The sequence below is a fragment of the Caballeronia sp. NCF2 genome, from assembly GCF_023631205.1.
Taxonomy (GTDB): domain Bacteria; phylum Pseudomonadota; class Gammaproteobacteria; order Burkholderiales; family Burkholderiaceae; genus Caballeronia; species Caballeronia zhejiangensis.
Window position 1 is genome coordinate 1 of sequence record NZ_JALQDN010000067.1, and the last position, 14,610, is coordinate 14,610.

Sequence of the window (14,610 nt, forward strand, 5' to 3'; positions counted from 1 at the left end):
AATTACGAGAATCGTCATGTTCAGATCACCTTCGCTTCGGTTTTCAGTTTTTCGACCAGCGTCTTCACGTCGGGCACCGTGATGCCCGCGCTGCGCTTCGGCGGCTCGACGACTTTCAGCGTCTTCAGACGCGGCGTAACATCGACGTCAAGATCGGCAGGCGTCATCGTGCTTATAGGCTTCTTCTTCGCCTTCATGATGTTGGGCAGCGTCACATAGCGCGGCTCGTTCAGACGCAGGTCTGTCGTGATTACTGCGGGCAGCTTCAACAAAAGCGTCTCGGCGCCGCCATCGACCTCACGCGATACAGTCGCTTTACCATCGGCGATAACGACCTTCGATGCGAACGTCGCTTGCGGCAAACCCGTCAATGCAGCAAGCATCTGACCGGTCTGATTCGAATCGTCATCGATAGCCTGCTTGCCGAGGATCACGAGTTCAGGCTTCTCCTGATCGACCAATGCCTTCAACAGCTTCGCCACCGCCAACGGCTGCAATTCCTCTGCGCTTTCGATCAGCACAGCGCGATCCGCACCGATAGCCAACGCCGTCCGCAACGTCTCCTGACATTGCGTAACACCACACGACACAGCGATCACTTCCGTAGCGACGCCCGCTTCCTTCAATCGCACCGCTTCCTCAACAGCGATTTCATCGAACGGGTTCATCGACATCTTCACGTTGGCGATATCGACACCCGTGTTATCCGATTTCACGCGGACCTTCACGTTGTAATCGACGACGCGCTTCACTGGAACCAATACCTTCATTCGCTTGCTCTCCGTTGAACCGCGTTCACGCGGCTTGAATTCTTCGCGCACGATCGACGATCGGCTTGTCGACCAGTTTCCCGTCCACCGAGATCGCGCCGCGCGGATTCGCTTCCAGCGCAGCGAGCACGCGTGCCGCCCATTCGCGTTCGGCGGCGCTCGGTGCGAAGCCGTCATTCACGGCGTCCACCTGCTTCGGATGAATGCATAGCTTGCCGCCGAAACCGAAGCGGCGCGCATCGAGCACGTCGGCGTTGATCGCGTCGAGGTCGCTCGTCGCGAGCGTTACGCCATCGATCGGCGGCGGCAGGCCCGCAAACCGCGACTCGATGACAAACTGCGAACGCACGTAGTCCAGTTCGCGCCCGGTGCCGTCGATGCCCGCGTCCACGCCGAAATCGAACGAGCCGAACGCGAGCCGCGCAACGCGCCCGCATTGCGCGATCTCGCGCATACGCACCACGCCCGCAACGCTCTCAACCAGCGCGATCAACTCGACCTCATCGGCGCAACGTGCCGCGATATCCGCGAGTTGCGCCGCATCTTCGGCCTTCGGCACCATCACGGCGCGCACGTTCGCCGCGCGAATCATCGCGACGTCTTCTTCGTGCCATGGCGTACCGAAAGCGTTGACGCGAATCACGACGCGCTCATGCGTCTCACGTAACCAATGCGCGATCTGCGCGCGAGCTTGCGCCTTGGCATCGACGGCCACGGCATCTTCCAGATCGATGACCACGCGATGCGCGTGCGTCGCCAATGCCTTGTCGAACCGTTCCGGACGATCGCCCGGAACGAACAAAAAACTGCGTGCAATCATGCGGATTTCCTCGAATGCGTCAGGTGCCGCTCCAGCCGCGCTGGAACGTCTCCGAATAACTGAAGCGGTCGGCGGGATGAATGCTGACCGCCGCTTCGACGATCTCGCCGCGCTTGTTGAAGTAGCGGCGCGACAGCCATAGCGCGGGCGAACGCGCCTTCGCGTTGACGAGACGCGCGATGTTCGCGGGCAGCGCCACCGCGCGAATCTCCTGCTCCACGCGCGCGATCTGTTCGCCGAACTGACGCTCGATCATCGTGAAGATCGGCGTGTGTGGATCATCCTCGATGCCTGTCAGCGAACGAAACGCCGGCTGGATATAGACCTCGGTATGACAGATCGGATCGACGCTCTCCGGCGAACGACGAATGCCTTCGAGACGCAACCACGTTTCGCCGGGCTTCGCCTGCAACATCTTGCAGAGCGACGCATCGCTCACTTCGACGGTCTCTTTCTTCAGGACCTCGAGCGCGGTATCGGCGGAATAGCGATGCAGGTCGCTCAACTGCTGCATGACCTGCCGATAGCTGCCTTCCGAATTCACGGCCTTGACGGTCGTGCCGATGCCCGCCTGCCGCACGACCATGCCGAGCTGCACGAGCTGCTTGACTGCCTCGCGCACGGTCGAGCGGCTCGCGCCGAACTGCTCGCAGAGTTCGAATTCGGTGGGAATGGTGGAGCCCACCGGAAAGCGCCCGCTCTGTATTTCGTTGATGAGCGTCTGCGCCAATTGCAGATAGCGCGGCTGCTGACCGAGCACGTTGACCATCTTTTGCACGCACGATGAAGGATTGACGGAGGGATCCGCCTGTCGCGCGACATCATCCGGTGCGAGCATCGTCATTGCACCGCACCGCTCTCGCGCAACCGGGCGATCCGACCAGCATCGTAACCGAGTTCGGCGAAAAGCCTCGCGTTGTCCTGTCCCAGTTCGGGCGCCGAACGCGCGGGCAAGGTCTCGTTCACGCGAACCGGCGCCGCCACGTTGCGCACCTTGCCGAAGCGCGGATGCTCCGCTTCGGTCACGCCTTGCCGCTCCGCGACGAACGGATTGTCGAGCGCCTGCTTGATGTCGTACACCGGCGCGGCGGGCACCCGTCCGCCCAGACGTGCGAGCCATTCGGCGGTCGTCGCGCGCGAAAGCGCCGCATCGAGTTCCTGTTCGACGAGATCGCGATTCGCGAGCCGCGCCTTGAAATTGCAGAAGCGTTCATCGGTGATCCACGAAGGCTTGTCGAGTATCTCCGCCAGCACGCCCCAGAACTTTTCCTTGTTGCACATCAGGAAGATCCAGCCGTCCTTCGTCTTGTACAGCTGGCTCGGCGTCAGCGACGGATGCGCGGAGCGCCGGTCCCGTCCTGTCACCGTGCCGCCGTTCAGATACCAAGTGCCGACATACGCGAGGTTATGCAGCGCGACATCGAAGAGACTCGTGTCCATGTCGCGGCCGATGCCCGTCGTGCGCGCCTGCACGAGACCCGCGAGCAGCGCCATCGCGGCGGTGGTGCCCGTCATCAGATCGATGATCGACAGACCGAAGCGCGCCGGCGGACTGTCCGGCTCGCCAGTGACCGAGAGATAACCCGCTTCCGCCTGCATCAGATAGTCGTAGCCGGGCCACGATGCGCGGCTGCCGGTGCGTCCATATGCCGACAAATGCGCGCATACGATAGCCGGATTCGCGTCCTTCAACTGATCGTAAGTGAGACCCAGCTTCACGGGCAGATCGCCGCGAAGATTGTTGAAGACGGCATCGCTCGACTTGACGAGATCGAGCAGCACGTCGCGCCCTTCGGGCTTCTTCAGATCGAGCGTCAGACTGCACTTGTTGCGATTGAACGCTTCGAAGAAGTGGCTATCGCCTTCGCCGAAAAAATGCGGTCCCACGTTGCGGCCCACATCGCCGCCTTCGCGGAAGTTTTCGATCTTGATGACTTCCGCGCCGAGATCGGCGAGATGTTGGGTCGCGAACGGACCCGCGCCGTATTGTTCTATGGCGACGATGCGTACGCCGGAAAGAGGCAGGCTCATGCAGGGTTCCTCGCAATCAGCATCTTGGCGATGATCAGGCGTTGCATCTCGTTGGTGCCTTCGCCGATGGTCAGAAGCGGCGCATCGCGATACAGCCGCTCGACGTTGTATTCCTTCGAATAGCCATACGCGCCATGAATGCGCATTGCTTCCATGCTGTTCTCGACAGCCGCTTCGGTTGCGAAGTACTTCGCCATGCCCGCTTCCATGTCGCAGCGCAGACCTTTGTCGTATGCGCGCGCGGCCGAGTCCGTCAGAAGGCGCGCGGCTTCCACGCGCGTCGCCATTTCGCCGAGCTTGAGCGCAATCGCCTGATGCTCGCAGATCGGCTTGCCGAAGGTCTTGCGCTGCTGCGAATACGCGACCGCTTCATCGAGCGCGGCTTGCGCAACACCGACCCCGCGCGCGGCGACATTGATGCGGCCCAGCTCCAGCCCGCTCAGAATCTGCTTGAGGCCGAGCCCTTCCTGCCCGCCGATCACGCTCGACACCGGCACGCGAAAATCGGTGAACGTAAGCTCGCACGTATCGATGCCCTTATAGCCGAGCTTTTGCAACTGACGGCTCACTTCGAAGCCCGGTCCCTTCTCGACGATCAGAAGGCTCATGCCCTTGTGACGCGGCTGCGCTTCCGGATCGGTCTTCACGAGCAGCGCGAGGATGTTGCCGTACTTGCTGTTCGTGATCCACGTCTTGCTGCCGTTGACGACATAGTGATCGCCGTCGCGCCTCGCGACCGTGCGGATCGCCTGAAGGTCCGTGCCGCAATCCGGTTCGGTCAGGCCGATGCCGCCGCGCAACTCGCCCGTCGCCATGCGCGGCAGGAACTCGCGCTTCTGCGCTTCGGTGCCGTTGCGCTGGATCGTCATCGCCATGATGAGATGCGAATTGATGATGCCGCTCACCGACATCCATACCGCGGAAATGCGATCGACGATCTTCGCGTACGTCGAAGTCGTGAGACCGAGGCCGCCGTACTCGGGCGAGATCAGGCAGCCGAAGAGTCCCATGTCCTTCATCTTCTCGACGATCTCGTGCGGATACTCGTCCTTCGCATCGAGTTCGTGCACGTAGGGTTTCACTTCCGTCTTGAGGAAGCGGTCGAGCATGTCGAGAATGAGCGTCTCGTTCTCTTCGTAATTGCTCATGTCCTGCTGTTGATCGGCGTCGATGGTGGCCATTGCTTCTCCTGTATTCGTGTGTACGTCTTATGCGAGCGCTTGCGCAAGCGTGCGCGCCGGTCGCGTGTCGAGCGAGAGCACCGCTTCGCAGATGCGCTCGGCGGCATCGCGCGATACGTTGCGCTGCGCGTTGTCGAAGAACTTCGCGACGATGTCCTCATTCGTGAGCGGCCTGTCCGACGAGCCGCGATTGATCGACTCGCGATGCGTCAGCGTGCGGCCGTCCCGCGTATGGACGATCACTTCGCCGGTGTAGTGACGCGGAAACGTCGAGTCCTGATCCGCTTCGTGCGTGACGCGGGCCGCGACGGCGCGCACGGTTTCATCGGCGAGCGCTTCGGCTTCGAGATCGTCGAGCGTGAAGCGGCCGCGCAACAACCCCGTCGCGACGATGTACGGAATGCTGAACTGCGCGTCATAGCTGTTCGACGGCTTTTGCTTCGGCGCGACCGGCTCGCACACGATGGGAATCGTCGGGCCGGGCACGCGCACGATCACACGCTCGATGTCGTCGGCTTGCAAACCATGTGCGCGATGAAGCGCGATGGCCGCATCCGACGAAGCATGCGTGAAGTGACACGCGGGAATCGGCTTCAACGCAACGGCCTCGATCTCCCATGTCTCGCCGAGGCCCGCCGTTGCGATATCGATATCGCCCGCTTCGAGCGGCGTCTTCATGTAAAGCGCATAGAGGCCGAAGCGTCCTTCATAGGCCGCGCCCGGACCGATATAACCATGCTTCGCGAGCGTCGCCGAAGTCGCGCCCGCTACCGCCGCCCATCCCGGATGCAGACGCTTGGTCCACGCGCCGTCCTGCAGGAACTCGAGATTGCCCGATGCCATCGACAGCACGATGCCTTGCGCATGCTGCGCCGCTTCGACCGGCAGACCCAGAAGACGCGCCGCGCCGAGCGCGCATCCGAATGCGCCGACGAGTCCCGTCGGGTGAAAGCCCGCGTTGTGAAAGCCGCTCTTCGCCGCCGAGCCGACGCGCGTCGATACTTCCATCGCGCAGAGATACGCGGTGAGCAGATCCGCGCCGCTCGCGTTCTCGCGCTCGGCGAGATTGAACGCGACCGGAAACGCGCTCGCCGTCGAGTGGATCACGCCGCGTGCATGCGTGTCGTCGAAGTCGAGGCTGTGAATCAGAAGGCCGTTGAGCAGCATCGCATCGCGCAATGCGAGCTTCTGCGTGTGGCCGAACACCGTCGCTTCGCCGCTGCCGAGCTCCTGCATCGCGGCGAGCGTCGAGGTCGCGTACGGCAGTTTCAAGGTCGCATAAGCCAGGCCGATGCTGTCGAGAATCAGATGCTTCGCGCGCTCGCGCACGCTTTGCGGCACGTCGCTCAATTGCAGATGCGTCGAAAACGATGCAAGGCGTTGCGATACGGTTTGCGCCTGCTGCATGTCGTTGCGTGCGTTCATCGCGTGGCTCCCTGATGGTTGAGCGGCAGATCGTCTGCGTTGGCTTCTTCATCGGGCGAGACTTCTTCCAGCGAGAACTGGTTCGCATCCACGCCGAGACTCAGCACGGCGATCACGAGCAGGATCAGAACGCCCGCGACCATGCCGAGCACGCCGAACAGCCCGAGTTGCGCATACAGGATCACGGCGGCATACGACGTGAGCATCGACGCGATACGTCCGCACACGCCCGCCACGCCGGTGCCGCGCAGGCGCAGCGCGGTCGGAAAGAGCTCGGGCACGTAGCCGAAGAGACCCAGCGTGACAATGCCGAAGATGCAACTGACGAGCGTGAAGCCGACGATGGCGATCGCCGCGTTGGCCGTCATCTGCGGATAGACGAAGCCCAGCACGATCGCGATGACGCTATAGAACACGAGACCTTTCGCGCGTCCGAGGCGGTCGGCGGTGAGGTAGCCGAGCACTGCGCCGAACGGTGCGCCGAACGACATCAGCGTCGTGAAGCCGAGCGACGTGACAATATCGCGCCCTTCGTGGACGAAGAACGTCGGCAGCCACGCGACGAAGCCGTACACCGCGACGTTCACCGCGATCGCCGTCAATGCGGCCGTCAGCGTGCGTCCGATCATGCCGCGGCGAAACAGCGCCGACAGCGGCGCGCGCGGCACTTCGAGATTCTGCGTGCGCGCACAGTCGGGCAGCGGTCCCTTCTGATGCGCGACTTCCGCTTCGATCGCGCTCACGGTGTCCTCGGCTTCCTGCGTGCGTCCGACCGATTCGAGCCAGCGCGGCGATTCCGGCATGCGATGACGCAGCGCCCATACGATCACCGCGCCGATGCCCGCGATGCCGAACATCCAGCGCCAGCCGAGATGCGGAATCACCACGTAACCGACACTCGTCGCGAGCACGAGACCCGAATTGACGATGAGACCGAGCAGCGAAATCCAGCGTCCGCGATACGCGGGCGGAATGAACTCGCACAACGTGCCCGCCGCGACGACCAGCTCCGCGCCCAGCCCGATGCCCATGACGAAGCGCGCGCCGATCAGCCACTGGATATTCGGTGCGAACGCGGCGACGAAGGACATCAAACCGAAGAGCGCGAGATTGAACTGATACGACGAGCGGCGTCCGAAGCGATCGCCGAGATAGCCGGACAAGCCCGCGCCGATCACCATGCCGAAAAAGCCCGACGACACGAACAATGCGTTGAGCTGCATCGTCGAGAAACCCGCCTTGAGCATCGCGGCGGATACGCCGCCCGCGAGATAGACGTCGAACGCGTCGAGGCACGCGCCCGCGCTGATGAGGCCCAGAATCTTCCAGTGAAAACGCGACATCGGCAGCCGGTCCAGCCGGGCGCCCGAGCTAACGTAATGACTCACAGTTGTCTCCAGTACTGTGACGATGAACCGTCTCGCCGCCGTGCGCCGATGCATCGATGCAATCGAACGGTCTTGTATGCGAAACGGAAACGGGACGCCGGCGCGCGACAACGCCGGCGATATGTGCGGTCAGTCTTCGGCGGTGCCGTGGCCGCGCTTGGCGATCAGCGCGGTACGGACGAAATCCATGACGGGCTTGCCGTCCTGATTGAACGCGCGCGTGTGCACCGTGACGATGCCCTGCGTCGGGCGCGATTTCGATTCGCGCACTTCGAGCACTTCCGACTCCGCATAAAGCGTATCGCCCGCAAAAACAGGGCCCGTCAGGCGAATTTCCTTCCAGCCGAGATTGGCGATGGCCTTGCCGCTCACGTCGTTCACCGACATGCCGAGCACGATCGCGACCGTGAGGCCGCTGCTCACGAGAAGCTTGCCGAACTCGCTCTTCGAGGCGTGATGCGCGTCGCAGTGCATCGGATGAAAGTTCATCGTCAGCAGCGAGAACTGAATGTTGTCCGCGTCTGTGATCGTGCGGCCCGGGCGATGCTCGTATATATCGCCGACTGTGAAATCCTCCAGATAACGGCCGTAACTCGCCCGATATCGCTGCTTGCCTACTCTGTCCGAATGCATTGCGTCATGCCTCCTGTCTTAAACATCACTTTGTACGGACAAAGTATCAGGCGCAGCGCAGCCGACGTCAAGCAGGAATGGATTGCGGTAAACCCTCGCTTACTTAGCGGGGCTGGCGGGCGGCGGCGGCGGGCACTGCATGTCGGCGCCTTTCGCGCCATCGAGATTCTTCAGCGATACGAGCAGCCTGCTTCCCGTGTTCGCCGTGATGATGTGCCCGTAACTGACGGTCGGGATGAACTTGATATCGGGCGCGACGGCGACGGGCGGAGTCTGCGCGCCATCGACGGTCAGATCGAGTTCGACGGTGATCGAATCGATCGCCACGCCGTAGTTCTGCTTGCGCTCGGCCTGCGTCTTCCGGAAGTTGCACACGCCATCGAGGACGTTCTGGAGCGCCGTGGGTATGTCCACCGATTTGCCCGGCGGAATCGGCGGCGTGTTGCACGCGGCGAGAAGGATCGGCAACGCAAGAACCGGCAGCGAGACGAAGGCGCGCATCGAATTCTCCCAGCCCCTGGCGGGGCAACAGTATCCGGTAAATGACCGCTTGAACTGAATCCGTTTTCGTCTACAACCTTATTGTCACGTGTCTCTTCGAACGGGTAGAAACAAGCAATATCACACGCTCGCTTTTCGAGCATGAACTGCGTGGCAATACGCCGTGAACGGAAGTCTTCAACAAGAGAAGACGATGGCAAACGCATCGGGGAGATTCATCGCGATCGTCGGCGCCGTGCTGCTCGCGCTGCTGACATCGGGCGCGCCCGTCCTCGCGGCGGGATCGGACACGCTCGCGCAAGTCAAGGCGCGCGGCGTTCTGCGATGCGGCGTCAGCGACGGCATCGCGGGCTTTTCACAGCAGGATGCGTCCGGGCACTGGTCGGGCATCGACGCGGACTTCTGCCGCGCGGTGGCCGCCGCGACGCTCGGCGACGCGAACAAGGTCGCCTTCGTTCCACTCAGGACGTCCGCGCGTTTTCCGGCGCTCAGGACGGGCCGCGTCGATCTGCTCGCGCGCAACACGACCTGGACGCTGCTGCGCGAAGGCACGCTTGCCGTGCAGTTCGCGGGCGTGCTGTTCTATGACGCTCAGGCGTTCATGGTGCCGGCGAAGAGCGGCATTCGCACGCTCGCGTCGCTCAGGGGCAACGCGAGACCACGAGCGAAAGCAATCTCGCCGGCTATTCGAATGCGAACGCGCTCGACCTGAAGCCGCTCGTGCTCGGCTCGGTGACGGAACTGGAGCACGCGTTCGTCTCCGGCCGATGCGGCGCCGTGACCGCCGATACCTCCCTGCTCGCCACGCTGCGCAGCCGCGCGCCGGGCGGCCCGTCGTCCATGACGATCCTGACCGAGCGAATCTCGAAGCAGCCGCACGCGCCCGCCGTGCGCGGCGACGATGACCGCTGGCTCGTTATCGTCCGCTGGGTGCTCTTCACGCTCATCACCGCCGAAGAAGTCGGCGTGACGCGGAGCAACGAAGCGGAGCGCGTCCGCGATCCGATCGTGGCCCGCGCGCTCGTGCCGGATGCGAGCGTCACCGCGACGCTCGGCATCGACCCCGGCTGGACGATTCGTGCGCTGAAAAGCGCCGGCAATTACGGAGAAATGTTCGACCGCAATCTCGGCACCGGAAGTCCGCTCAAACTCGAACGCGGACTGAACGAACTCTACCGACGCGGCGGCCTGATGTACGCGCCGCCGATGCAATAGCGCCCGCGCGAGCCCATCATGAGCGATTGGCAAATCTATCTCGTAGTCGGCGTGTTCTCGGCGGTGATCCTCGTGATCGCCTTCGATCTGATCGACATGGCCGTCGCCGCGCTCGTCGGTGCAAGCGTGCTGATCGCGCTCGGCATCATCGACGAGCAGGATCTGATCGCGACCGCGCGCACCGCGGCAGGACCGATCAGCCTGCTGTTCGGCGGCATGATCGTCGCGCGGATTCTTTCGACGACGGGTCTCTTCGATCTCGTCGGCGAATACTATCTGCGCGCGACGGCGGGCAGCGGCAAACGCTTCCTGCTTCTCTTGATCGTGATCGTCGCGCCGCTATGCGCCTTGCTTCCCAACGCGACGACGGTGATCCTGCTCGCGCCGATCATCGTTCGCGTCGCGCGCGCGCTCGAACTCGATATCGTGCCGCCGCTGATCCTCACCGCCCTGCTCAGCAACGCCGCCGGCCTGCTGACGCTCGTCGGCGATCCGGCGACGTTTCTCGTCGGCAGTTCGATCGGCATGAGCTTCGGCGAGTATCTGCGGCGCGCGAGCCTCGGTGGTCTGCTCGCGATCATCGTCGTGATTCCGCTCTTGCCGATCCTCATGCGCGGCATCTGGCGCAGCGTCACGCCGCTACCGCCGCGCAGCACGGGAACGAAGCTCAAGCGGCCCGTGTACGCGGCGCTCGCCGTCGTCGTGCTCGCGCTGATGATGGTCCTCTTCGTGCTCGGCGAAGAGTTGCCGACGCGCATCGTGCCACCCGTCGTCGCCGTGATCGCGAGTGCGCTCGCGCTGCTCGTCGCGTATGCGTTCAGGGTCGAGCCGACCGATCGCGTGCTGCGCGACGTCGACTGGAAGACGCTGCTGTTCCTCACCTGCATTTTCTGTCTCGTGCAGGGCATGGCCAAGACGGGACTGCTGCAAGTCATGTCGCTCAAGCTGTATGAAGTGTTCGGCACGCGACTCACGCTCGTCGCGCTCGCGATGATCGGCGGCATCGGCCTGCTCTCTTCCGTGCTCGCGAACGTGCCGGTCGCGGCTGCGTCGATCGTGATGGTCAAGGGCTATCTCGTCACGGCGGAATTCGTGCCGGAGGCCGCGCTCTCCGACCAGTTCACGCAGTGGCCCGACGCGGTGATTCCGGTCTTCATCGGCATGATGTACGGCGCGACGCTCGGCGGCAACGCGACGCTCGTCGGCTCGGCGGCGAACATCGTGGCAGCGGGAATCTGCGCGCAGGAAGGCGCGCCGGTCAGCTTCGGGCGCTTTCTGCGCTATGGATTGCCGTTCACCTTATGTCAGCTTGCGATCACGGCGGTCTATGTGATCGTGCTCGGGCATGTTCTTCGCTGATCTTCGTAAGCGTCTGCATAAAGAATCGTTCGCCGGCCCATTCAGGAAATGGATACCCTGCATTCGAACATTTAATTTGTCGATAGCGCGCATCTCCGATATTTTGTATGTGTTCTGCCGGGTAAACTCGTCGCGCCTGTCATTAGCGTCCGGGAAAGCCGGACGACCAAGGCGTCGAAATCACGACGACGGCGTGAACCTAACGGAGACTTTCGTATGTCAAGCAACACGTACTACGCGCCGCACGGCGGTCATCCATCGCAGACCGAGCTGCTCACCGATCGCGCGATGTTCACTGAAGCGTATGCCGTCATTCCCAAAGGCGTGATGCGCGATATCGTCACGAGTCATCTGCCGTTCTGGGACAAGACGCGTCTCTGGGTGCTCGCGCGTCCGCTTACCGGATTCGCCGAGACGTTCTCGCAATACATCATGGAAGTGGCGCCGGGCGGCGGCAGCGAAAAGCCCGAACAGGACCCGAATGCCGAAGGCGTGCTGTTCGTCGTCGAAGGCGAGATCGAACTGACTTTGCAAGGCACCTTGCATGTTCTGAAGACAGGCGGGTATGCGTTCATTCCGCCCGGCACGAACTGGCAGTTGCGCAATCGTCATAAGGATGCGGCGCGTTTTCACTGGGTTCGCAAGCACTATGAAGCCGTCGATGGCGTGCCGCTTCCCGAAGCGTTCGTCACGAACGAGCAGGACATCGAGCCGATTCCGATGCCGGGCACCGAAGGCCGCTGGGTGACGACGCGTTTCGTCGATACCAGCGACATGCGTCACGACATGCACGTCAACATCGTTACGTTCCAGCCGGGCGGCGTGATTCCGTTCGCAGAAACGCACGTGATGGAGCACGGCCTGTATGTGCTCGAAGGCAAGGCGGTGTATCGGCTGAATCAGGACTGGGTCGAAGTCGAAGCCGGCGACTTCATGTGGCTGCGCGCATTCTGTCCGCAAGCCTGTTATGCGGGCGGACCGAGCCGCTTCCGCTATCTGCTGTACAAGGACGTGAACCGCCATATGAAGCTGACGCTCAACGCACCGCGTTGAGCGTCATGCGCGAGGCGGCGTCAGCACGCCGTCGCGCGCGACGATACGTCCGTTCGCAACGACGAGCTTGCGCACGGGCCGCGTCACGACCGCATGGGCGACGGTCTCGGCATCGACGAGCACGAGATCCGCGCGCGCGCCCACGCGCAGGCCGTAGTCCGCGAAACCGCAGCCGCGCGCTGCCGCATCGCTCACGCAATCGAACGCGATCGTGAGATCGTCGTCGCGCCGCAAGTCGTAGCGCATGCCGATCAGCATCGCGCGTTCGAGCATGTCGGGCACGCCGTACGGCGTCCATGTATCGCGGATGCCGTCGTTGCCGCCGAACATCGTGATGCCCTTCTCGCGGCATAGCTTGAGCGGCGGCACCGTGCACGAAGGCGGCGCGCTCGTCAGCAGCGCCACGCGCAAATCAGCGATGCGATCGAGCAGCACATCGCGCTCGCGCTCCGGCAGCGCGCCAAGACAAAAGCCGTGACTGACGACGACCTGTCCCTGCATGCCCGACGCTTGCACGCGATCCAGCAGCAGTTTCAGCGTGAACGCGCCGATCTCGCCCGGTTCGTGCAGATGGATGTCGATCGGCTTGCGATAGCGTTGCGCGAGCGCCAAGGTCGCGTTCAACGATGCGACCGGATCGCCGTCGATCAACGCGGGATCGAGCGCGCCGAGCACATCGGCGCCTTCTGCGAGCGCTTCGCCGAGCAGCTCGACGGTGCCCGGACGAATCAGCATGCCCGACTGCGGAAACGCGACGATCTGCATGTCGAGCGTATCGCGCATCGTCTGCCGTGTTGCGAGTACGCCTTCGAGATGGCGCAGGCGTGCGTCGGTGTCGATATCGACGTGCGTGCGCAGACGCGTCGTGCCCGCAGCCACGAATGCACGCGACAGCGCGAGCGATTGCGCGGCCGCATCGTGTCCCGATGTCCTGCGCCATTCGCGTTCGTTGCCGATGCGATCGGTGAGCAGCGGGCCGACTTCGTTGCGATACCACGGACGCCCCCAGTTGCTCTTATCGACATGCGTATGACCTTCGACGAAGCCCGGCAGCAGCAACGCGCCGCCGCCGTCTTCGATCTGCGCATCGCGTGGGGCGGCGGCATCTGCGCCGAGCGCGTCGATACGGCCATCGACGATGGATACGGAAACCCGTTGGCCATCGGCCAGGCGGACATTGCAGAGATAGAGAGAACGAGTCATGTCGGCGATATCGGTAAGCGGACGCACTGCCCTACCGGAACACTATCACGCGATTGCCAGCGCCCTTCGCGCGTGATAGAAGTCGATGTCCCATTCGAAGATCCATCGGGTCGATGAAACACCTTCCCAACGCACGCACGCCGCTGTTCGACCTCGACTTGCTGAAGGCCATCGTCATGGTGGCCGATTGCGGCACCTTCACCGCCGCATCCGCGCGGCTTCATTCGACGCAATCGACGATCAGCCAGAAGGTGCGCCGGCTCGAGGACATGGCGGGGCACAAGCTGCTCGAACGCGGCAGCGGCGATGTTCGCCCGACCGACGCCGGTGAAACCTTGCTCGCCTACGCGCGCCGCATGCTCGCGCTCAACGACGAAATGATCGAGGCGCTATCGGGCGCGAACGTCGGCGTGACGGTCCGGCTCGGCGTGCCGGAAGACTTCGTCGGCGGACCGACGACGCACATGCTCGCGGCCTTCAATCGCAAGCATCCGCAAGTGAAGCTCGAAGTGACGAGCGGACTGGTCCGCGATCTGAGCAACAGCTACGATCGCGGCGATCTCGATCTCGTCCTCGTGAAGCAGCGGCGCAATAGCCGCGAAGCCGTCGCGACATGGCCCGAGCAATTGCGATGGATCGACAGCGCGACGAATCCGTCGATTCAACTCGATCCGATTCCGCTCGTCGCGTTTCCGCCGCGCGGGCTGTATCGCGACGACATGACCCATGCGATCGAAAGCATCGGCCGACGCTGGCGGCTCGCGTTCATCTGTTCGAGTCTGAGCGGCATCCAGGCGGCCGTCGCCGATGGTCTGGGCATCAGCCTGCTTCCGGCGCGCGCCGTATCGCCGGATCACGTCGTGCTGACAGCGAAGAGCGGCTTGCCCGCCATCGAGACGATGGATATCGCGCTGCTGCATCGCCCGACTGCCGATGCCGTTGTGAAGGAACTCGCGCGGGCCTTGTCGCGCATGTTCGGGCCGCAGCGTCGTTGAGCGCGTTGTTCAAGGGACGTGCGCGAAAGGACAGTT

At 63.1% G+C, this 14,610-nt stretch carries 15 protein-coding genes; 5 read left to right on the forward strand and 10 right to left on the reverse strand.

All coding sequences use genetic code 11. The features are described 5' to 3' along the window. Positions 1-20 precede the first annotated feature (20 nt). The 9 genes from NCS02_RS26675 to NCS02_RS26715 all read right to left on the reverse strand — a co-directional run bounded on the left by NCS02_RS26675 (position 21) and on the right by NCS02_RS26715 (position 8,749). Positions 21-770 (reverse strand): electron transfer flavoprotein subunit beta/FixA family protein, encoded by a 750-nt coding sequence (locus tag NCS02_RS26675; protein WP_250523362.1) that lies wholly within the window; start codon positions 768-770, stop codon positions 21-23. Positions 771-795: 25 nt separating this feature from the next. Next, a complete protein-coding gene (locus NCS02_RS26680; RefSeq protein ID WP_250520095.1) occupies positions 796-1,590 on the reverse strand; it encodes an HpcH/HpaI aldolase/citrate lyase family protein in 795 nt (264 codons plus the stop codon). A 19-nt stretch (positions 1,591-1,609) separates the two neighbouring features. Beyond that, positions 1,610-2,359 (reverse strand): GntR family transcriptional regulator, encoded by a 750-nt coding sequence (locus NCS02_RS26685; RefSeq protein ID WP_051078976.1) that lies wholly within the window; start codon positions 2,357-2,359, stop codon positions 1,610-1,612. A gap of 71 nt (positions 2,360-2,430) precedes the next feature. Next, complete coding sequence (locus NCS02_RS26690; RefSeq protein WP_008346888.1) at positions 2,431-3,621, reverse strand: CaiB/BaiF CoA transferase family protein; 1,191 nt, start codon at positions 3,619-3,621, stop codon at positions 2,431-2,433. After that, positions 3,618-4,802 (reverse strand): acyl-CoA dehydrogenase family protein, encoded by a 1,185-nt coding sequence (locus tag NCS02_RS26695; protein ID WP_008346890.1) that lies wholly within the window; start codon positions 4,800-4,802, stop codon positions 3,618-3,620. Before NCS02_RS26695 ends, NCS02_RS26690 begins: the two co-directional genes overlap by 4 nt. A gap of 27 nt (positions 4,803-4,829) precedes the next feature. Continuing rightward, entirely contained in the window at positions 4,830-6,227 is a 1,398-nt protein-coding gene (locus NCS02_RS26700; RefSeq protein WP_250523363.1) for an MmgE/PrpD family protein, read from the reverse strand. Further along, positions 6,224-7,570, reverse strand: coding sequence for an MFS transporter (locus NCS02_RS26705; protein ID WP_008346894.1), 1,347 nt, complete (start codon positions 7,568-7,570; stop codon positions 6,224-6,226). Before NCS02_RS26705 ends, NCS02_RS26700 begins: the two co-directional genes overlap by 4 nt. Before the next feature lie 174 nt (positions 7,571-7,744). Further along, positions 7,745-8,248, reverse strand: coding sequence for a MaoC family dehydratase (locus NCS02_RS26710; protein ID WP_250520097.1), 504 nt, complete (start codon positions 8,246-8,248; stop codon positions 7,745-7,747). Positions 8,249-8,347: 99 nt separating this feature from the next. Continuing rightward, positions 8,348-8,749, reverse strand: coding sequence for a hypothetical protein (locus NCS02_RS26715; protein ID WP_008346898.1), 402 nt, complete (start codon positions 8,747-8,749; stop codon positions 8,348-8,350). A gap of 193 nt (positions 8,750-8,942) precedes the next feature. On the opposite strand from NCS02_RS26715, the gene NCS02_RS26720 reads away from it, so the two are divergent. The 4 genes from NCS02_RS26720 (at position 8,943) to NCS02_RS26735 (ending at position 12,376) form a co-directional block, all read left to right on the forward strand. Further along, positions 8,943-9,461 carry a transporter substrate-binding domain-containing protein gene (locus NCS02_RS26720; RefSeq protein ID WP_250523364.1) on the forward strand — a complete coding sequence of 173 codons (519 nt, stop codon included), beginning with the start codon at positions 8,943-8,945 and terminating at the stop codon, positions 9,459-9,461. An 8-nt stretch (positions 9,462-9,469) separates the two neighbouring features. Then, entirely contained in the window at positions 9,470-9,964 is a 495-nt protein-coding gene (locus NCS02_RS26725) for a type 2 periplasmic-binding domain-containing protein (RefSeq protein ID WP_250523365.1), read from the forward strand. A gap of 18 nt (positions 9,965-9,982) precedes the next feature. Continuing rightward, the gene (locus tag NCS02_RS26730) at positions 9,983-11,323 is read left to right on the forward strand and encodes an ArsB/NhaD family transporter (RefSeq protein ID WP_250520098.1); all 1,341 of its coding nucleotides are present in this window, start codon (positions 9,983-9,985) and stop codon (positions 11,321-11,323) included. A gap of 216 nt (positions 11,324-11,539) precedes the next feature. Beyond that, the gene (locus NCS02_RS26735; RefSeq protein WP_008346903.1) at positions 11,540-12,376 is read left to right on the forward strand and encodes a bifunctional allantoicase/(S)-ureidoglycine aminohydrolase; all 837 of its coding nucleotides are present in this window, start codon (positions 11,540-11,542) and stop codon (positions 12,374-12,376) included. Between the two features lie 3 nt (positions 12,377-12,379). Here the strand turns inward: NCS02_RS26735 and NCS02_RS26740 are convergent, their stop codons facing one another. Next, positions 12,380-13,579, reverse strand: coding sequence for an amidohydrolase family protein (locus tag NCS02_RS26740; protein ID WP_175981504.1), 1,200 nt, complete (start codon positions 13,577-13,579; stop codon positions 12,380-12,382). A gap of 113 nt (positions 13,580-13,692) precedes the next feature. On the opposite strand from NCS02_RS26740, the gene NCS02_RS26745 reads away from it, so the two are divergent. Then, entirely contained in the window at positions 13,693-14,574 is an 882-nt protein-coding gene (locus tag NCS02_RS26745; RefSeq protein ID WP_250458238.1) for a LysR family transcriptional regulator, read from the forward strand. The last annotated feature ends 36 nt before the right edge of the window (positions 14,575-14,610 follow it).